Annotated in this window: 18 protein-coding genes; 11 read left to right on the top strand and 7 right to left on the bottom strand. The window is 44.8% G+C overall.

The features are described 5' to 3' along the window. Nucleotides 1–196 precede the first annotated feature (196 nt). Together QT998_RS18180 and QT998_RS18175 are read right to left on the bottom strand one after the other, a co-directional pair. On the bottom strand, nt 197–412 hold the full coding sequence (locus tag QT998_RS18180; protein WP_333116725.1) for an acetyltransferase: 216 nt from the start codon (nt 410–412) through the stop codon (nt 197–199). Between the two features lie 27 nt (nt 413–439). Then, nucleotides 440–1,606 carry a zinc-dependent alcohol dehydrogenase gene (locus tag QT998_RS18175; protein ID WP_333116723.1) on the bottom strand — a complete coding sequence of 389 codons (1,167 nt, stop codon included), beginning with the start codon at nt 1,604–1,606 and terminating at the stop codon, nt 440–442. 494 nt (nt 1,607–2,100) lie between these two features. On the opposite strand from QT998_RS18175, the gene mutS reads away from it, so the two are divergent. Next, nucleotides 2,101–4,728, top strand: a complete 2,628-nt coding sequence (mutS, locus tag QT998_RS18170; RefSeq protein ID WP_333116852.1) for a DNA mismatch repair protein MutS — start codon at nt 2,101–2,103, stop codon at nt 4,726–4,728. 238 nt (nt 4,729–4,966) lie between these two features. Here the strand turns inward: mutS and QT998_RS18165 are convergent, their stop codons facing one another. Continuing rightward, a complete protein-coding gene (locus QT998_RS18165; protein WP_333218109.1) occupies nt 4,967–5,263 on the bottom strand; it encodes a hypothetical protein in 297 nt (98 codons plus the stop codon). Between the two features lie 82 nt (nt 5,264–5,345). Between QT998_RS18165 and QT998_RS18160 the strand changes: the two genes are divergently transcribed. The 7 genes from QT998_RS18160 (at nt 5,346) to QT998_RS18130 (ending at nt 13,325) form a co-directional block, all read left to right on the top strand. Beyond that, nucleotides 5,346–5,906: a Uma2 family endonuclease gene (locus QT998_RS18160; protein ID WP_333116719.1), complete on the top strand. Its 561-nt coding sequence runs from the start codon at nt 5,346–5,348 to the stop codon at nt 5,904–5,906. Between the two features lie 236 nt (nt 5,907–6,142). Further along, on the top strand, nt 6,143–7,165 hold the full coding sequence (locus QT998_RS18155; RefSeq protein ID WP_333116715.1) for a hypothetical protein: 1,023 nt from the start codon (nt 6,143–6,145) through the stop codon (nt 7,163–7,165). Nucleotides 7,166–7,349: 184 nt separating this feature from the next. Further along, complete coding sequence (locus tag QT998_RS18150; RefSeq protein ID WP_333116713.1) at nt 7,350–9,302, top strand: hypothetical protein; 1,953 nt, start codon at nt 7,350–7,352, stop codon at nt 9,300–9,302. A 129-nt stretch (nt 9,303–9,431) separates the two neighbouring features. Then, nucleotides 9,432–10,535, top strand: coding sequence for a CHAT domain-containing protein (locus QT998_RS18145; RefSeq protein ID WP_333116711.1), 1,104 nt, complete (start codon nt 9,432–9,434; stop codon nt 10,533–10,535). Between the two features lie 25 nt (nt 10,536–10,560). Then, nucleotides 10,561–11,397 (top strand): Rpn family recombination-promoting nuclease/putative transposase, encoded by an 837-nt coding sequence (locus QT998_RS18140; RefSeq protein ID WP_333116708.1) that lies wholly within the window; start codon nt 10,561–10,563, stop codon nt 11,395–11,397. A gap of 148 nt (nt 11,398–11,545) precedes the next feature. After that, entirely contained in the window at nt 11,546–11,881 is a 336-nt protein-coding gene (locus QT998_RS18135; RefSeq protein ID WP_333116705.1) for a hypothetical protein, read from the top strand. Then, a complete protein-coding gene (locus QT998_RS18130; protein WP_333116702.1) occupies nt 11,868–13,325 on the top strand; it encodes a hypothetical protein in 1,458 nt (485 codons plus the stop codon). Before QT998_RS18135 ends, QT998_RS18130 begins: the two co-directional genes overlap by 14 nt. Before the next feature lie 125 nt (nt 13,326–13,450). On the opposite strand, the gene thiL is transcribed toward QT998_RS18130, so the two are convergent. The 3 genes from thiL to QT998_RS18115 form a co-directional block, all read right to left on the bottom strand. Next, nucleotides 13,451–14,446 (bottom strand): thiamine-phosphate kinase, encoded by a 996-nt coding sequence (gene thiL / locus QT998_RS18125; protein WP_333116700.1) that lies wholly within the window; start codon nt 14,444–14,446, stop codon nt 13,451–13,453. Nucleotides 14,447–14,623: 177 nt separating this feature from the next. Further along, nucleotides 14,624–14,938: a hypothetical protein gene (locus QT998_RS18120; protein WP_333091710.1), complete on the bottom strand. Its 315-nt coding sequence runs from the start codon at nt 14,936–14,938 to the stop codon at nt 14,624–14,626. Nucleotides 14,939–15,172: 234 nt separating this feature from the next. Further along, nucleotides 15,173–16,294 carry a peptidylprolyl isomerase gene (locus tag QT998_RS18115; protein WP_333091712.1) on the bottom strand — a complete coding sequence of 374 codons (1,122 nt, stop codon included), beginning with the start codon at nt 16,292–16,294 and terminating at the stop codon, nt 15,173–15,175. Between the two features lie 381 nt (nt 16,295–16,675). Here QT998_RS18115 and efp point away from each other — a divergent pair, with 381 nt between their 5' ends. The 3 genes from efp to QT998_RS18100 all read left to right on the top strand — a co-directional run bounded on the left by efp (nt 16,676) and on the right by QT998_RS18100 (nt 18,386). After that, nucleotides 16,676–17,233, top strand: coding sequence for an elongation factor P (efp, locus tag QT998_RS18110; RefSeq protein ID WP_333091714.1), 558 nt, complete (start codon nt 16,676–16,678; stop codon nt 17,231–17,233). 185 nt (nt 17,234–17,418) lie between these two features. Next, nucleotides 17,419–17,961, top strand: coding sequence for an acetyl-CoA carboxylase biotin carboxyl carrier protein (gene accB, locus QT998_RS18105; protein WP_333091715.1), 543 nt, complete (start codon nt 17,419–17,421; stop codon nt 17,959–17,961). Between the two features lie 65 nt (nt 17,962–18,026). Next, the gene (locus QT998_RS18100; RefSeq protein ID WP_194011574.1) at nt 18,027–18,386 is read left to right on the top strand and encodes an ArsR/SmtB family transcription factor; all 360 of its coding nucleotides are present in this window, start codon (nt 18,027–18,029) and stop codon (nt 18,384–18,386) included. Nucleotides 18,387–18,833: 447 nt separating this feature from the next. Here the strand turns inward: QT998_RS18100 and QT998_RS18095 are convergent, their stop codons facing one another. Further along, nucleotides 18,834–19,574, bottom strand: coding sequence for a GerMN domain-containing protein (locus QT998_RS18095; protein ID WP_194069054.1), 741 nt, complete (start codon nt 19,572–19,574; stop codon nt 18,834–18,836). Nucleotides 19,575–20,327 lie beyond the last annotated feature (753 nt).

Below are 20,327 nucleotides of genomic sequence, written 5' to 3'. Positions count from 1 at the left end.
TATTGACGATAATTTTTGTAAAAAAAATGGTTGCTAGTAAGGACTTCATTTCTTAATTACTTAATGAGTCAATCGAGAACTAAAGTCCCCACTACGAACCTGAGTTTGTAGTAAGGACTTCAGTTTGTGCTTAAATTTGTCGTAAGGACTTCAGTCCTTAATTAATTAATGAGTCAATCGAGGACTGAAGTTGCTACTACAAACCTTTAGTTTTATAATTTTCCTCAACCCAACAGCGCGGCAGGACTTCGCCGGAGGGAAAAACTAATTTATCCTTCTCAAAATTTGCCGGATCTTGCTCTTCTTCACCTGCTTGAATTCGTCCAGATACTTGATTCTTGCTAGGGCTGACTAAAGACTCGATATCGAGAATTTCTACTAAGTCGCCGGATTTTTTTTCTTGTAAAAGCATGGTCGATCCTTGTGAATAAATTGTGAGTTAGGGTTTGAGGACAACTTTGATGCAGTTGTCTTTTTTCTGTTTGAAAATCTCGTAGGCGTGGGGCGCTTCATCCAATTTCATGCGGTGCGTAATCACGAAGGTTGGATCAATTTCGCCTTTTTGAACGCGATCGAGCAAAGGGCGCAAATAGCGGTGAACGTGCGTCTGTCCCATTTTTATGGTCAAGCCTTTGTTGAAAGCTGCACCGAGGGGCACTTTGTCAACAAAACCGCCGTAAACGCCGGGAATTGAGACTGTGCCGCCTTTGCGACAGGCGAGGATTACTTGTCGCAGGGCGGTAGGCCGATCGCTCTCCAAGCGCACAGCTTGCTTGGCTTTGTCGTACAAAGCATCGAAACCGGTACCGTGGGCTTCCATTCCCACCGCGTCGATACAAGCGTCTGGCCCGCGTCCCCCCGTCATTTCGGTGACGGCTTCCCCCGCGTCTATTTCTTCGTAGTTGATGATTTCAGCCCCAGCCGCGGCCGCCATTTGCAAGCGTTCCGGTATTCTGTCGATCGCAATTACTCGATCGGCCCCCAGCATAAACGCGCTTCTGATCGCAAATTGTCCGACTGGCCCGCATCCCCAAACTGCTACCGTATCCCCCGGCTGAATGTCGCAGTTTTCGGCCGCCATATAACCGGTAGGAAAGATATCAGTGAGGAACAATACTTGTTCGTCAGAAAGTCCGTCGGGAATTTTCAAAGGGCCGACATCTGCAAACGGAACCCGCGCGTATTCTGCTTGACCTCCTGCATAGCCACCCGTTAAATGCGAGTAGCCAAACAGTCCGGCCGGCGAATGACCGTAGATTTTTTCAGCCAGCCCAGCATTGGGGTTGGAATTGTCGCACAACGACCACAAATCGCGGTTGCAAAAGAAGCAACTGCCGCAAGAAATAGTAAAAGGAATGACGACGCGATCGCCCTTTTTTAAGTTCTTGACTTCGCTGCCGAGTTCGACTACTTCCCCCATGAATTCGTGACCCATGATGTCGCCGGATTGCATGGTCGGGATGAAGCCGTCGTAGAGGTGCAAATCTGAGCCGCAGATTGCTGTTGACGTGATTTTAACTATCGCATCGCGCGGATTGATAATTGTTGGATCTGGTACGTTATCAACTCGCACGTCATTTGCTTTGTGCCAGCAAAGAGCTTTCATTATTTGGTTTCCCTCTAGTTAACTACTAGCTACTTTTTGTTTTTAAATCTTAAATTTACTCCGCAGCTAAATCACTGGGGAGATGCTGTAATTTTAATCATCTTAAATAAAAAGTTTCTCTATCCGAGGTATAATTTATAAATCTATCTTTGGGCTGTTTAAAATCACAAAAAAGGTAACTCAGTTCCCAAATAAATTGCAGAAGCTTTCGCATTCTTCTGTTAAGAGTTAACAGCTCAAGGCGGCATGGCTGAGGTTGTTTTTGGCGATCGTCAGTTGCTGCTCTCTGATATCGCGTCCGCTCGATTAACCGCACGCGCAGTTCGTAGTGCGTCCTGGAGTCCGCACTACAAAACATATAACTGCGATCGCATCTTGAGAGTCACGCACCCTGCTTGAGAATGATTAATCGTCAAAAATTGTATCATTAGCCATAGCTAAAAGCCGAGCTTGCGCTAAAGTTGTTAAAGATTAAAATTTATCGATCGCCTTTTATGCCTTACACTGCATCTACCCCAACAGACCCCAATCAATCCAACATCCGCAATGCCGACTACCGCCTACTAGAATTCACTAAGCTGACACCGATGATGCAGCGGTATGTTGAAGTGAAAGAACAGTATCCCCACGCACTTTTATTCTTTCGAGTCGGAGATTTCTTTGAGTGTTTTTTCCAAGATGCCGTGACGATTTCGAGGGAATTAGAACTTGTTTGTACTAGCAAAGAAAGCGGCAAAGAAATCGGCAAAGTGCCGATGACAGGAGTGCCGCACCACGCCCTCGATCGCTACAGTTCTCAGTTAGTAGAAAAAGGCTATGCTGTGGTAATTTGCGACCAGGTTGAAGATGCCTCAATCGCCGCCCGTGAAGGCCGCCAAGTCAAGCGAGAAATTACGCGCATTCTCACTCCCGGAACTTTGACTGATGATGGAATGCTCAAACCGAGACAAAATAATTTTTTAGCAGCAGTTGTCATCGCTGGGGAACATTGGGGATTAGCTTATACTGATATTTCGACGGGAGAATTTGTCACTACCCAAGCGGACAGTTTAGAACAATTAACCCTAGAATTGCTGCGATTGCAGCCTTCAGAGGTGCTAGTTCCGACTAATGCGCCGGATTTGGTGACGATGTTGAGACCCGGAGAGAAATCCGACCATTTACCCGATTGTTTGCCGAATTCGTTTTGCTATTCTTTGCGATCGCAAATTCCGTTTACTTTTTCCGAAGCAAAACAGAGAATCCTGCAAAAGTTCAAAGTGCGATCGCTTGAAGGTATGGGATGCGGACACCTTTCCCTCGCAGTGCGCGCCGCCGGCGGTTTGCTGCAATATCTCGAAGAAACTCAAAAAGAAAAAGCAGTTGCTTTGCAAAGATTGCACACTTACACCCTCACCGATTTTCTCACCCTGGACTACCAAACCAGGCGCAATTTAGAAATTACTCAAACCGTCAGAGATGGGATTTTTCACGGTTCGTTGCTGTGGGCGATCGACAAAACCAGCACCGCAATGGGAGGCCGCGCTTTGCGCCGCTGGGTGTTGCAACCTTTGCTCAACATTAAAGGTATTTGCGCCCGCCACGACACGATTCAAGAATTAGTAGAAAATAATCCCCTGCGCCAAGATTTGCAGCAGTTGCTGCGCCAAATTTACGACATCGAAAGACTGACAGGGCGCGCCGGTTCTGGAACAGCTAGCGCCAGAGATTTGGTAGCTTTAGCCGATTCTCTCTCGAAACTGCCGGAATTGGCCGCGATCGCCACCCAAGGAATCTCGCCCTATTTGAAAGCGCTGCAAAATGTCCCGCCAATTCTCGAAGAATTAGCAGCTACAATTCACGCTCATTTAGTTGACGAACCGCCGATTCATTTAAAAGAAGGAGGTTTGATTCGATCGGGAATTAATGCAATGCTTGATGAGATGCGCCAGAGTGCATCAGGAGACCAAGAATGGATTGCTAATTTAGAAGCTAACGAACGGCAACGCACCGGAATTACTAATTTAAAAGTAGGCTACAATAAAGCTTTCGGCTATTACATCAGTATTACAAAATCTAAAATTGACCAAGTACCGGACGATTACACTCGCAAGCAAACTCTTACCAATGAAGAACGCTACAGTACAGAAGAATTAAAAGAAAGGGAAGTGCGGATTCTGACGGCGCGGGAAGATTTAAATCAGTTGGAATACGATATTTTTGCAAAAGTGCGATCGGAGGTAGGAGAACAGGCGGAAATTATTCGCAACGTTTCCCGCGCGGTGGCGGCGGCCGATGTTTTGTGCGGTTTGGCGGAAGTAGCGGTTTATCAAGATTACTGTCGCCCGACTATGGTTGAAAGTCGGGAAATTAAAATTATTGAGGGTTGTCATCCGGTGGTAGAAAAGTCTTTACCGCCGGGATTTTTTGTCCCAAACTCGGCTTTTTTGGGTCGGGAAGCATCGCTAAATCGCCCAGATTTAATAATTTTAACCGGGCCGAATGCTAGCGGGAAAAGTTGTTATTTGCGGCAGGTGGGTTTGATTCAGTTAATGGCGCAGATGGGCAGTTTTGTGCCGGCGAAAGCTGCAACATTGGGAATTTGCGATCGCATTTTTACCCGTGTCGGCGCGGTGGATGATTTGGCAACGGGTCAATCTACGTTTATGGTGGAGATGAACGAAACTGCCAATATTCTCAATCACGCCACGCCACAATCGTTAGTTTTGCTGGATGAAATTGGCAGGGGAACGGCGACGTTTGACGGACTTTCGATTGCTTGGTCTGTGGCCGAATATTTAGCAAGCGAGATTCGGGCGCGGACAATTTTTGCTACTCACTATCACGAATTAAATGAGTTAGCTTCTATTTTAGATAATGTCGCCAATTATCAGGTGACGGTGAAGGAATTGCCGGATCAAATTGTATTTTTGCACCAAGTTCAGCCAGGGGGCGCTGATAAATCTTACGGAATTGAAGCGGGGAGGTTGGCTGGTTTGCCGCCGTCGGTGATTGAGAGGGCGAGACAGGTGATGAAGCAGATTGAGAAACATAGCAAAATTGCGATCGGACTGCGGAAGGGTGTTAAAAAAGAAGGGGAAAAAGAGTCTGAAGGCCAACAGTTAGATATCTTTGATGATTGAAACTTTAAGTCTAGCTAAAAGCATCTGCCTTAAAAACTCAGAATGATTCGGCGGTTGAAACCGCATCAACACAAACGATGTCGGCCTGCGCCGACGGGTTCATAAAGTAACATACCCCCTTGACGATTCGGCGGTTGAAACCGCATCTACACAAACGATGTCGGCCTGCGCCGACTGGTTCATAAAGGGGAACCCAAACTCAGATTTAAGGACTAAAATCCTTACTACGAACTAATAACTAGCGTTCATTCTTCAACTTTATTAATTCTTTGTGTACGCTCATTCCAATTTCCAGAGCCTCATTTAGCAACCGCCCGTATTCAGTCGCCCGCTCATATCGATCGCGAAGTGCAGCAGGTAGGTCAAAATCCGCTGCAAAACGGTCGTTCAAAGCTATTCCACTCAGAAACTGGGTTTTTTCCAATATCTTCGCATCTAATCGAATATCTTCGCAAAAACCCGGTTTTTTGCTACGACGCACAATCTCAGAAAAACCCGATTTCTCGCCGCCAACCCCTGATTTATCTTCGTCCATCCGCGTAAATCCGCCAACATCTGCGGCCAAATTATGAAAAGATTGGTATATAATTAAAATAGAACAGAGTGGAGTCAAAACTATGTCAACCACAGAAAAAGTTCGCTGGACAAGCGCTGATTTAGAATTATTACCCGATAACGGCAACCGTTACGAAATAATCGAAGGAGAATTAGTTGTGACAAGAGCACCTCACTGGAAACATCAAAATATTGTTGATAATGTTTGCAGAACCTTGGGTAATTGGTCAATAGAGGCAGGTTTAGGTAAGGCTGCAACAACTACGGGTCTTGTTTTTACGGATAGTGATAATGTTATTCCTGATGTAGTTTGGGTAAGCTATGAACGTTTAGCACAGATATTAGATGAAGCCGGACATTTGGCGGGTGCACCGGAGTTGGTGGTAGAGGTGATGTCTCCCGGTGAAGAGAATGAAAAGCGCGATCGCCAATCCAAGCTAAAATTATATTCAGTTCAAGGCGTGCGCGAATATTGGATATTTGACCGCATACAGCAAAAAGTAGAAATTTACCGTCGGGAAAGCGGAATTTTGAAATTAGCGATGACTTTATTTAAAGAAGATAATTTAACCAGTCCTTTGTTACCCGGTTTTAGCGTGTCGGTAGCCACATTATTTGTCTAGAGATTTTGAATAATTACTACCCCTGCACAATCTCAGAAACCGGGTTTTTTCCAATATCTTCCCCACTAATCGAATATCTTTGCAAAAACCCGGTTTCTCGCCACACGCAGAATCTCAGAAACCGGGTTTTTTCAGATATCTTCGCATCTAATCGAATATCTTCGCAAAAACCCGGTTTCTCGCCACACGCACAACCATGATAAAATAAATCCCGATATTATTCACAACTCCCCACAATGGAAGAAAACCGCGCCCAAGCCTACCTAGAACTAATTCACACCCTGCTGAATTGCCCCAGCGGATCGGAACCGCAGATATTGCAAGATAATATAGAATTGTTGGATGTCGAATTTCTGGAAACTTGCGAGTTGGTAGCAGAAAAAATGGCACAGCAAGGAGGAGAAAACGGTGCTAGCTTCCTGCGAAATCTGATTAGTCAGCTATTACAATTAATCGATATCAACGATGGCGATAACTCCGAAGGTGAAAATCCCCAAGAGTATGCAAACTTTATCCTAGAATTATTGCAAGCAGAAGATGCTAGCACTAGCAATGCAGCAGTAATTCACCCCATGCTAGCTGAACGACAACATCTCCTCAATGACAGTTTTCCTGGGATTTTAGAGCAAGTATTGCAGAGGTTAATTGCTGGCGAAAATGCCCAAACCATTGAGTCAATGGTCAGCCTGGTGGAAGACTTGACCATTAATATTAGCAATTTTTCGGGTGGGAATAGAGCGAATAATATTGAAATTGCCATTGCTGCTTATCAGATTGTTTTGAATAATCGGCAACCGGGAAGCCAAAAATTTGCTCAAACTCAAAACAATTTAGCTGCTGCCTATATTAGCAGAATAAAGGGTTCGCGGGCCGAAAATGTGGAAATGGCGATCGCCCTTTATGGCGCTGCTTTAACAGTCTACACCCTTGAGGCTTTCCCGGAAGATTGGGGAATGGCTCAAAATAACCTAGCTGCTGCTTACGCCAACAGAATCAACGGTTCGCGGGCCGAAAATATTGATCGCGCGATCGCATTTTTTGAGGCTGCTTTAACTGTTCGTAACCCCGAACAGTTTCCTGAAGATTGGGCAATGATTCAATATAACCTAGGTAATGCCCATCATGACAGAATCAACGGTTCGCGGGATGAAAATCTTTCCAAAGCGCGATCGTTTTATGAGGCAGCTTTAACAGTATATACCCGTGAGGATTTCCCTGAATATTGGGCAATGATTCAAAAGAAGCTGGCTAATGCCTAATGTGAGGTAGCCTTAACAATCTCAGAAACCGGGTTTTTTCCGATATCTTCGCGCACCATCTCAGAAACCGGGTTTTTTCCCATCTCTTCGCCTGTAACCAAATATTCTCGAAAAAATCCGGTTTCTGGCAACCCATCGACGAATCATGGTAAATAAACATCCGTGTTATTGACAACTCCCCATAATGCAAGAAAACCGCGATCGAGCTTATCTCCAATTAATTCACACCCTGCTGAATTGCCCCAACGGACACGAACCCCAGATATTACAGGATAACTCAGAATTATTGGATCGCGGATTTCTGGAAACTTGCGAGTCAGTAGCGGCAAAGTTGGCAGCACAAGGAGGCGAAAATGGCGCGAATTTTCTCCGAAATCTGGTCAGTCACCTAGGGCAATTCATCGATATGAACGATGACGGAGATAGCAATAACTCTCAAGGTGAAAATCCCCAAGAGTATGCCAAGTTTATCCTAGAATTATTGCAAGCACAACAAGCTAGTAAGGGCGATATTAAAGTAATTTACCCCATGCTGGACGGGCGGCAACATCTCCTCAATGCCCGTTTTGCCGAGACTTTACAGCAAGTAGCTCAGAGGTTACTTGATGGCGAAAATGCAGAAACAATTAGCTCAATTGTCAGCCTCCTTGAAAATTTGAGTATTCGTATTAGTAACTTTCCTCGTGGGAATAGAGCGAATAATATTGAAATTGCCATCGCTGGTTATCAAATAGTTTCAAATAATCGGGAACCGGGGAAGGAAGATTGGGCAAGGACTCAAAATAACCTAGGTAGTTCCTACGGTAAGAGAATCAGGGGAAAGAAAGCAGAGAATATCGAACAGGAGATAGGCTTTTATGAGAGGGCTTTAACAGTCTATACCCTTGAGGATTTCCCTGAAGATTGGGCATGGACTCAAAATAACCTAGCTGCTGCCTATACTGACAGAATCAACGGTTTGCGAGCGGAAAATCTGGAACGGGCGATCGGTTTTTGTGAGGCTACTTTAACAGTTTATACCCTTGAGGATTTTCCTGAAAAATGGGCAATGATTCAATATAACCTAGCTAATGCCTACAATAAAAGAATCAACGGTTCGCGGGCGGAAAATCTGGAACGGGCGATCGGCTTTTGTGAGGCAGCTTTAACCGTTCGTACCCTTGATGATTTCCCTGAAGATTGGGCAGAGACTCAAAATAACCTAGCTGTTGCTTACAGAAACAGAATCAACGGTTCGCGGGTGGAAAATCTGGAACGGGCGATCGGCTTCCATGAGGCGACTTTAAGAGTTCGTACCCTTGAGAATTTCCCTCAAGATTGGGCTTTGATTCAACATAACCTAGCTCTTACTTACTTTCATAGAATCAAGGGTTCGCAGGACCAAAATCTGGGACGGGCGATCGGCTTTTATGAGGCTGCTTTAACAGTTTATACTCTTCAGGATTTCCCAGAACAATGGGCAATGACTCAAAATAGCCTAGCTAATGCCTACAGTAACAGAAATACAGTTTATATCTTTAAGGATTTAGAAGATTGGGTGGCAGAGACTCAAAATAACCTAGCTAATGCCTATAATCAAATAATCAACGGTTCGCGGGCGAATAATCTGGAACAGGCGATCGGCTTTTATGAGGCTGCTTTAACAGTTTATACTCTTCAGGATTTCCCAAAAGAATGGGCAGATACTCAACATAACTTAGCTATTACCTACAGTAACAGAATCAACGGTTCGCGGGCAGAAAATCTGGAACGGGCGATCGCATTTTTTGACGCTGCTTTAACAGTTCGTACCCTTAAGGATTTCCCGATTGATAATGTACAAACCTTAAATAATCTGGGCTTGACTTATCTAGTAAAACTAGACTACATCAACCAAGAAAAACCAGAAGACACAAACCAAAAAGCAGCAACTCTCCAAAGTGCCTACGATACCTTTAAAAATGCCATACTCAGAGCCTCCAAATTACGAGAGTTAGAATCGGGAGATGAAACCAAGCAAAAACACGATTTGCAGTGGGATAGGCTCTATCAAGGCATGGTGCAAGTATGCCTCGATCGCAAAAGCAACCAAGAAGCACTCTTATATGCCGAAGCCAACAAAGCCCGCAACCTTGCCGAAGTCATCGCCCAAAAATAGGAAACCCCCCAAGTCCTAAAACCCATTACCTTCACCGAAATTACCCAACTCCTCACCCCAGACACCGCCCTAATTGAGTGGTACATCACCGACACAGAAATCATCACCTTTGTCATCACTTACCCCGACGTGCTGACAGTGCATCGCAACCGTCAATGCGCTGAATTAATCGACTTAGTTAATGACTACCGCGCCGACTACAAACAAAGCAAAACCCACTGGCAAACCCGACTCGCCGACTATCTCCAGCGTCTTGCCGAAATCCTCCAAATCACCACAATTCTGCCCTCAGAAAGTACGCGATTAATCCTAATTCCCCACTGGTTGCTGCACCTGTTCCCCCTCCACGCCCTACCCCTAAGTGACGGCGAATTCTTATTAGATAAATACCTCGAAGGCATTCAATACAGCCCCAGTTGCCAACTCCTGCAACAGATTACCATCCACCCAAATTTTGACCAACTCCTCGCCCTGCAAAACCCCACCTCCGATCTGCGCTACACCGATTTAGAAGTCGCCAGCATCGCCCCCAAATTCGCCATTAGTCAAATTCTCCCCGGCGATGAAGCGAGTAAAACAAATCTCCTAGAAAAGTATCTAGAACAGTTAGAAAACGCCCACTGCGCGCACTTTTCCTGTCACGGCTCCTTCAATCCCGACGATCCGCTAAAATCGTTTTTAATCTTGTCTGGCGGCATCGTAGGCGGAGATTCCCAGTCAAGGGCGGGATCGGATTTAGATGAATCGAATCGTTACGTGGAATGGCGCGACGGCAAAACAGCCGACATTAACAAATGCCTAACATTAGCAGACATCTTGTTACTGCAATTCAAACATTGCCGCCTAGTCGTGCTTTCCGCCTGCGAAACCGCGCTAATTGACACCAACAATCGCTCCGATTATATTGGATTACCGACAGGATTTATCCACGCCGGTGCAATGGGAACCCTAGCCAGTCTTTGGGCTGTCAACGACCTCTCCACCGCCTTAATGATGGTAAAATTCTATGAATTGCTCAAACCAGGAGTGAGCATCGGTAAAGCCCTCCACGATACCCAGCGCTGGTTTAAGGCTGCCACGACTTCCGATTTGCTATCATGGGTGCAGGAATCGGACAGTTTCGAGGCCGATAGAAAAAAACCGATCCTCAAGGAATTAAAAGGCTACAATGATGACGAACAACCCTATGGCGATGTTTATCATTGGGGAGCGTTTTGTGCGATAGGATTATAATCCAAGGAAAGATTTAATTTAATTGATGAAAACCGATAGCATATTTTACAACATCTTCCAAGAATTCCCCTTTGTGTTTTTTGCCCTTTTGGGCATACCCGCCGAGAGTGCCAACCAATACAAATTTACATCCCAAGAAGTCAAACAATTAGCTTTTCGCCTAGACGGTTTATTTCTACCAATTATTCCCGATTCTCAACTACCATTCTACGTTGTAGAAGTCCAATTTCAACCAGATCCAACACTCTACTACCGTCTTTTTGCCGAACTATTCATCTATCTCAAACAATACCAACCGCCGCACCCTTGGCAATTGGTAGTCATCTACCCAAATCGGCAAACCGAAAGAGAAAATAGCATCCACTTTCAGGAAATGCTCGCCCTCCCACAAATCACCCGTGTTTACATCAATGAACTAAGTGCATCAGAAACAGCATCTCTACCCATAAAATTGATTAAACTGGTAATCGAACCAGACAACACCGCCGAAAACTTTGCCATAGATTTAGCCAGACAAGCCGAAACCGAAATATCGGATTCCACAGCCAGAAAAAACTTCATCAACTTACTAGAAACCATCATTGTTTACAAATTACCCCAAAAAACCAGAGAGGAAGTTGCCGCCATGTTTAACCTAACCGACTTAAAACAAACCCGATTTTATCAAGATGTTTTTGCAGAAGGACAAGCGGAAGAACAAGCTAAAGCTAAACAACGAGACAAAGCTCTTATTTTCAAAATGTTTAGTCTGGGATTGGCTACAGAACAAATTGCTACAATCTTTAACTTACCCCTAGCTGAAGTAACAGCGACAATCGCCGAAGCTCAAAAAGAACAAGCTGAACAAGCCGAGCAAAATTAATCAACCCACGCTAAAATTAGTAGGGTGCGTCAGTTACGAAAACCCTGATTTTTCGACCAACCTAAGACTGACGCACCTTACAAGTCGATCAAAGTGTGACACTTGCCTAATTGCTCATTCAAACAACATCCATTTGTGAGGTAAAATTATGAACGAAGTCGATATTTTGTCCCAAATCTATAACGCCATTACCACCGCCCCGGCAATTTTGACTCCCCCTTTCATCGAAAAATTGCTCGCAGAAGTCCTCCCTTTAGCAGAATCTGGTGCTGATAATGATACTGTAGAAGATGCTATAAATACACTCTACAAACAATTTAAAGATATTAGAGATGCAATCAAAAATCTGGTCAGAAAAAATCTCGATGATGTAGAAGCAGAAGCCACGCCCGGTTATGAAACAATCGTCAATACCTATCCCGACATCAAAAAGCTAGAAGCAAGCTTGAAAAAACGCATTGACAAAGCCGATGCTAAAAATTGACCATCCCCAAATCTACATCTACAGCTACCAACTCAGCCAGGAAAGCAAAACCAAAGCTAACTCAATCTGGACTTGGGCTAATAGTATCTGGCAACATTTTAGCCTAGAAAAAGAGATAATTTTTTCCCAAGCCAACCTCGGTTATCCCCTAACTAAAGTCAAAAAATTCTCGCATTCCAATAAAATTGATGGTTCTTTTAAGTTTTGCCTTCTGGAGGATAGCGAAGGCATTTTAGCGAGAATTGGTAGCCCAGAAACCGATGAAAATAAAGGCCTCGAAATCACAGGATTACAACAATTAAATGAAAATAATCTCCTAATTCCTGATAATTATCAAGATTGGCTAGGACAGACTATTTTTATCACCTACAAATTACAAAGTTATTCACATCCAACCAAAGATTCCATCCGCGAAGTTGCAGATAAATGTTTAAATAATCTGTTCCCCGAAGCATCTGTCCGTCCACCTTTTTACCGCGATACTGAGTTACTGGGTTCTCCAATTTTTGAGTATAGTTCGATAAAAAGTCAACTGCAAGTCTTTGTTTATCTGGTTGATGATGATATTGAGGGCAAATTAGGGCAAATTATTCAACCTTTGTTTGAACTGTTTTATTACCGCCATAAAATCACTAAAGCTTTTCTGGATAGTCGCAGCAATTATGATTTACTTAAGAAACTCTACGCAGAAATTGAGGTGACAATCGCTAGCTTACAAACAAAAATCGCTGACTTTGAATCGAACAATGATGTTGATTCCCAGGAAAATGTTAATCTAGATAAGTCTTTAACCTATCTCAAAATCAAACTAAAAGAGTTACTGGGAGAAAGTTTGAATTATGAAAGAGCCTTAGAATATCTCGAAGATTTTAATAATACGATTAATATTCACGTTTACAATTATCAGGAAAAGCTGTCTGAGATTTCTTATAAATGGCAATTTTCAACGGATAAATTGACAACATTTAATTTTTTCATTGAGAGAAGTTGTCCGTATTTTCAACGACAAATTCAGGGCGATTTAGGCTATTTTAAACATGGTACTGATTTGATTAAGATTGCGGTGGATTTGGTAGCGGGGATTGTGGATATCGAACAAGCAGAAATCGATCGCTCTTTAGAAAGAACTATTCAAATATGGGGTACTGGATTAGGGGCTGGAGGCCTTGTGGTGTCTGCGGTTTTAAATTATATCCAGACACCCCTAGTGTTCAGAATACCTCAAAAAGGGGATGTGCTTCATCCGGCTGTAGCTAGTCTGTTGTTGAGTCTTTTGGTTGTAATTCTGGTTTCTGGATTGATGGGCTGGATTAATGGTGCGTGGAAGATTAATCAGTTGAGATGGTTTCGGCGCAAGTCTGAACCTCGGAGATTGCACGATTCCCAAAGTCCACCAGTTAATGATATGTTACAGGAAGCGGCAGAAGAAAGACTCGGCGGTTGAAACCGCGTCTATACAAAGAAAAACTCGGCGGTTGAAACCGCGTCTATACAAAGAAAAACTCGGCGGTTGAAACCGCGTCTACACAAACGATGTCCGCCTCCGCGGACTAAGAAATAAGAGAGAATTTAGAAGTGTTGAAATCCTCGATCGATCTTTAAGCCCACATCAGGACAAATACCGCTGCTATCACTCAACAAAATATCCTTGCTTTCGGTAGTGATTCCCACGATCGCAGCACCATCACCAATTTGATCGACCAATAGCTTAGCATGGGCGATCGGCAAAAACAACACTAACTCAAAATCTTCGCCGCCGTACAACGCCCAATCTAAAGCTGTTTCGGTTGATACGATTTCCCTTAAAATAGGAGGAATTGGTATTGTGGCGCGATCGACTTTTGCACCCACACCGCTAGCCCGACAAACTTGCACAATCGCATCTGCTAAACCGTCGCTGCTATCCATTCCGGCGATGGAAAATTCACCCGCAGCATCTAAAATTTCCCAAACAACCGGCAAAACATCCAGTCGCGGTTTAGGCCGCTGATGAGCGAGAATTAGAGAAGTTCGATCGCCCTTTTCCAGATTGAGCCCAAATTCTGGATTCAACAACAATTCTAATCCCGCGCGGGAGGCTCCGTGCACGCCAGTCGCCACAATCGCCCAATTCGAGATCGCATTTGACCTGCGAATGGTACGATTTTCCTCAACTTGTCCAAAAGCAGTAATCGCAACTGTCACCACGGGCGATCGCACCACATCCCCACCCACGATCGGCGTATGATAAACTTCCAAACAAGCCGTCATCCCCCGATAAAACTCTTCCACCCAATCCACAGCCGTATCCGCAGCCACAGCCAGGGCTACCGTCACCGCCAGAGGGGTTGCTCCCATTGCCGCGAGATCCGACAAATTTGCCGCTGCGGCGCGCCAGCCTGCATAATAAGGGCCTGTGGTGCGATCGCTAAAATGCACTCGATCTACCAGCATATCAGTAGTAATAACTAAAGAGCGATCGGCTGGAACGGCAATGACTGCTGCATCATCTCCCACAATTTCCGCAGGGCAAAATCTCTGCAAAATTGTTAAAAGTCCCTGTTCTCCGATGTCCTTAATTTTCATACCTTCTTTCTCCTGCCTTCTTCCTAATAACCAATAACTAATAACCAATAACTAATAACTAATTACAATAACTAATAACCAATCACTCACAACCAATCACTAACAACCAATCAATAATAACTACTGACTAATGACTAATGACTAATGACTACTGACTAATGACTACTGACTTCCCAATTACCATTCCTTACCCGAACTAGGCGGCAAGCGCAACCTAGGAAATCGATAAAAAGTATCTCCTTCATCATCCACTTCTAAAATAGCCGAAAAAACTTTAACTTGCCGGTTTAAATACTCCTGAGCAACTTCAGCCTCCACCCTAGCGCTGGCGGCCAACTGAATCAGCGACATCTGACTGTTTTGATTTTCCAACAACTGATAAAAAGCCTCATCCAACTGTCGCTTTTGCTTGCTTTCATTCAGATTATTGACAATCAACAAGCCTGCGAATCCGCCCAAACCAATTACCAATAAAAATTCTAAAATTGCCATAAAATCGATTGTATTGCGAGTTTGAATAACGCTGAATAAAACTAAATGAAATAATGATGTTAATTCAACTTCTACTTATCTAATAAATTTTTGCAGCCTGCCTCTGCAGGCTTTGTTTTTGTAGAAATGATTTAAATCACCGTTTTAATTGATTCTTGCAGCCCGCAGAAGCGGGCTTTGTTTGTGCGATCGTGTTGCTAGCGATTTAAATCGCCGTCTTTGTTTGCGTACCGATCAAACTTGAGGTTGAACTAAATTTTCCTTACCTTTAATCACCTTAGCAGATACAATCTTGTCTCCCTGCTTCAGTTGCTCCAAAACCTCTTTTCCTTCAGTCACGTAACCAAAAACAGCATATCTACCGTCCAACAGATTCAAACCAGCGGGCGTAAGTTCAGGTTCAAACAAGAAAAAGAAAAATTGAGAAGAACCGCTGTCGGGCTCGGCTTCTTCCCTAGCCATCGCCACAGTACCGAAAGCCGAAAAAGGCAAAACAGGTTCGTCGCGATAGCGCCCCGCATCTTCTAGAGTAATCCCGTAAACAGGTTCTTTTTCGTCCCTAACGAGCACTTCTAGCGGAATATTCCGATATTTGCCAGTAGCTGGGTCAATAAAACCCACTTCCTTGCCTTCGGGGTCTCCCGTTTGCAAAACATAGGATTCTTCCGATCGAATAAACGATAAACCGTCATAAAAACCTCGATCGACCAAATCCACAAAATTACCAGCAGTCACCGGCGCGCTGTAACCGTCAACCACAAGAGTCATTTTTCCCTTTTGAGTTTCCACAGCCACAGTAGCGCGCCCTTTCAGTTGAGGCAGATTAGCATACTTTGCCGGTACTTCAAACGGAAACTCTGTCACCATCAACTCTTGGATTTCGCCTACCGAACCGAGGATTGTGGCTTTCAAATCAATCACTTTTTCCCTGTCTTTAGCCTCAACAGCCTTTTCCAGTTGGGCAACTCCCTCCTTGACTCGCACGACTAGCGCCTCAGCTTCCGGCTTTTGCGCCTCGGGAATACTCGCTAAAATATCTGACTCCCGCAGGTTGAGAATCCTTGAAGCCTTGCTGACATCGCTGCTAATGGGCCCCCAACGCTTAGAACGTATGTGGTTGCCAATATCTTCGAGACTGATTTGCAATTCTCGCACAGTCTGATTGTCAATCGGTAAAGCTAAGCGCAGCAGCGCCCGGCCGTCGGTAATCGCATTCCCCGCAGGCATACTGCTGGGGCGTTTGGCATGGGATACTTCACTGAAACTCAGGGAGAGTGAGAACAGCAGGAGTGCTAAAGCGACGGTTTTGACCAAGCGCTTGCACCTATCGATCGAGAAATTCTGCAAATGCAACATAACTTTAACTTTTATTGCCTCTTTTATCTTCCCACAGCGCTGCCCGCCTTCTAACCGTTACATCCGTTCCCAAACTTCATTCCTGAGAGAGCTTTTTAGCTTTCGGTACAGAAGTTGCTCCCTTTCAACGGTAAAATAAAATGCCAATTGCTTTTTGATGCGGTCGGCTAGACTGCGGCTTTAAGCTGACACTGCTCAAAAACTGATACAATCCCCAGACTCCTGTCGTGGAGAGATCGAACATTTTAGACCGAGGTTCCTGCTTTGGTGACTCACTCAGCCACCAGTAAATCTCAAATCGAAAAATGGCAAATCTAAAATCGACTGACTGTAGTTCCCCCGTGCCCTCCGGCGACGGGATTGCCCGCAAAAATTTTTTATATGATTTCCAGTAACGACTTCCGAACAGGTGTTTCAATTGAATGGAATAACGGCGTGTGGCGGGTTATCGAATTCCTCCACGTTAAGCCAGGAAAAGGCTCAGCTTTTGTGCGGACAAAATTAAAAAACGTCCAAACAGGAAGCGTAGTAGAACAAACTTTCCGGGCTGGGGAGAATATGCCTCAAGCCAATCTCGAAAAGAGCTCGATGCAGCATACCTATAAAGAAGGCGACCAGTTTGTCTTTATGGATATGGAAACTTACGAGGAAAGTCGCCTCAGTGCTAAGGAAATAGGCGATCGTGTCAAATATCTCACTGAAGGAATGGAAGTTAGCATCCTTCGCTGGAATGACCAAATCATGGAAGTGGATCTGCCCAACTCTGTCGTCTTGGAAGTGACGCAAACCGATCCCGGAGTCAAAGGAGATACTGCCACCGGTGGCAGCAAACCCGCCATCCTCTCCACCGGCGCTCAGATTATGGTGCCTCTATTTATTTCGATTGGAGAACGGATTCGGATTGATACTCGTGAAGACAAGTACCTCGGTCGAGAGTAGAAACGACGGAGGAAAAGGGAGTTTTGAGTTCGGGTTTTAGAGTTTTAAGTTAAATAGCTAAAAATTCCACACTTATCGCTCAAAGCTTAAAAACTATCCCTTTTATCTCCAAACTCGGTGAGTTTCCTAGCTGCGCCGGATTCCTAATTTTCAATTATCAATTCTCAATTACCCTTTAATTTGCTGTGGAATTAGACTTAAACCAGCTTTGCGAATTGCTAACTGTTTTAGACAAAACAGGCATTTCGGAACTGACGTTAAAAAGTGGGGAGCTTGAACTGACAGTACGCAAAGGCATTCTAGCCAGCGAACCAAGCACCGCTGCAGCGCTCCCTGCTGCTGCGACAATCGCTCCGATCGCCTTGGGTGCTGCTAGTAGCTCCACTGTCGCATCACCGGATGCTGTTGGCGAAAATTCAGGAGCGGCTCAGGCTCATCCCCCTGCTGCCTTTTCTGCTGCCGTTTCTCCTCCTGTCGATACCAAATGGGTGCCAATTATCTCGCCGATGGTAGGAACCTTTTATCGCGCGGCAGGCCCCGATGAGCCACCTTTTGTCAATGTGGGCGATCGGATCAAAGTCAGCCAGACAGTTTGTATTATCGAAGCGATGAAGCTGATGAACGAAATTGATGCTGATGAAGTGTCCGGTCAAGTGATGGAAATTTTAGTTCAAAATGCGGAACCTGTCGAATACGGTCAAGTTTTGATGCGAATTAATCCGGATTGAAAGATTACTTTATTGTTATGGAATAAATCCTAATATTTCCAAATCGCTTCTCTCCGGTGAGTTTGATGAAGTCATCCCAGCCTGTCCCGCAAGAGGTTGTGCAACAAGTTGCTGAGTATTTCAGCATCCTGAGCGAACCAATGCGTTTACGAATTTTGAACTTGCTTCGCGACGGCGAAAAATGCGTGCAAGAGTTAGTGGAAGCTACTCAAACGAGTCAAGCCAATGTTTCTAAGCACCTCAAACTTATGGTGCAAGCTGGTATCCTCACTCGCCGGAGCGAAGGGACTTCAGCTTATTATAAGGTGCAGGACGAGTTAATTTTTGAGCTGTGCAATATGGTGTGCGATCGGCTTGCTACCAGGATCGAAGAGCAAGCCCTGCACTTTAGAGCATTTAGCCTGACATCAAATACTAAAAATTAGTTTTTAGTTGTTAGTTGTTAGTCCTTAGTCCTTAGTTGTTAGTCATTACAGTAATCCTTGCAGGATTTGCAGGACTATTCCTTACCATGCTCTTCGAGAGCATGGCAGATGGTTCGGCTCTGGCTCGCTTACATGGGTTTCCAGGCTCTGGGAAAGCCACCAGTTAACGTCATTAGTCACAAGTGCGATCGCCCCCCAATAGCAAACCTCATTAGTCCCCAGCCATCAGTTATCTCAAATCCGGTAACTGCGGAATTATACCTGACAAACGAGCGGGACACTTAGCTGCACGATCGCACTGCACTCAGAAAATATTATTTTTTGTAAAATATAAAAATATCATCAGTTATCAGTTATCAGTTATCAATCCCTACTTTTTTCATTCCGATCGATGATCTTCGCAAGCGGGGACAGCACTAATGACTAATAACTAATGACTCCTAATTTTTAAAGAGGAAAATTTTTGTCAAAACTTTGGCGGGTACTCGGCTGAGCAACCTCCAAACCTTCGCCACCCAAAAGTTCTAAAGGCTTGCCATCCACCGAAATCCAAACCTTAGCATTCGGTTTTAAACTCGTAGCCGTATAGATAACTTGCCCTAACCGGCCGGTCATCGAAGTGCTGCCTCCGCCCGAAGTAAATTCGGCCGACAAATCGACATAAACTCCGTCATTCTTGACACTCAAACTGCGGAGTTTTGTCCCTTGGGGAATTTCGCTATAAACAGTTGCATCCTTGGGCCCAGCCAACAAACTGTTAAAAGCAGCTTCTAAAGCTGTATCAGGCTCGTCAGCAGGTTTGACAGCTACTTTCGTAGGAACTGCTTCAAATTTACCACCGGCCCCTTTAACCCAGTAAACTTGGACTGTTGGAGCACCAGCCTCCGGCAAAGGCTTTGGCTGTGGCGACTTGGAAACCAGAGCCTGCTGTGGCAGAGTCTGTGGAGTCTGAGCCTGCGGCACCTCAACAGGATTGGGAGGAGGTACGGGAATAATTACAGCAGGGGATTCTGCAGGAGTTGGGGACAGCGCCGGAGCGGTAGTCGGAGCGGAGGAGTGCGTCTCTGCGGAGTTTGGCGAACGGTTCGCCGTCCACAAGGCAATACCCCCTCCCGCTGCTAAAGCGAACCCGCAAACACCGGCAATGACTGCTGTGGAGATGCGGCTTACTTCTGGTCCATCTTTCATAATACAAATCCTCCTTACAGATAGAGTGCTTCGCACGGTGAGGAGCGACTCCCGATCGGCTACATTTGTCTGTGGTTAGATTCTGGAATTGACACAATTGCATTGCTGCTAGCGAACTCTTTACGGCAAGTCTCACATATCCTGAATCCGACTATTGGAACCCTAGACCATTATATGAGGTTTCGCGCGTGGAGTATGTCACAGTATGTCGATCGGCCTAGTCGCCGCTATATTCTATAGTAGTCTTGACATACTCCCACCACGCTCGCGGAGTACCGCACCAGCGTGGGGGATTCTTATTCATGGTTCATCGAAGTCCACTTACCGCATCAAATTGCTGATCAACAGCAGTGGTGGTCTTCTCCCCATGCTTTCGCTCGTCCGAGCCAGATTCGTCATGCCCTGGCGTACTGTGTTTATTCCACTCAACTCCAAGAATATTCAGTCCTTTATACAGAATGTTCAGAGCTGCATTTGTATATGGATTTATTGTTTTACTTAACAACGGAAAAAAGCCGTCTTCAAAAGACGGGGTTTTCAACCCAATTTTCTGATAAATAGTTCGATCTGTTAACCGCAGAGTTCAACCAAAAGACAAAGATAAACGCAAATAATTCACTAATTGAAAGCGAATGAGTGCAAAACGTCTAAGCAAGAATGAGGTCAAAAAAAATATTTTTCCCCAAACAAAAAGCGCCCCTATTTCTAGGAGCGCTTTTTGTAATCTCAGACTAAAACTTAGCCGTTGATAGA

The sequence above is a fragment of the Microcoleus sp. S1D4 genome, assembly GCF_036700765.1.
Taxonomy (GTDB): Bacteria; Cyanobacteriota; Cyanobacteriia; order Cyanobacteriales; family Microcoleaceae; genus Microcoleus.
This window is presented reverse-complemented; position numbering and strand designations above follow the sequence as displayed.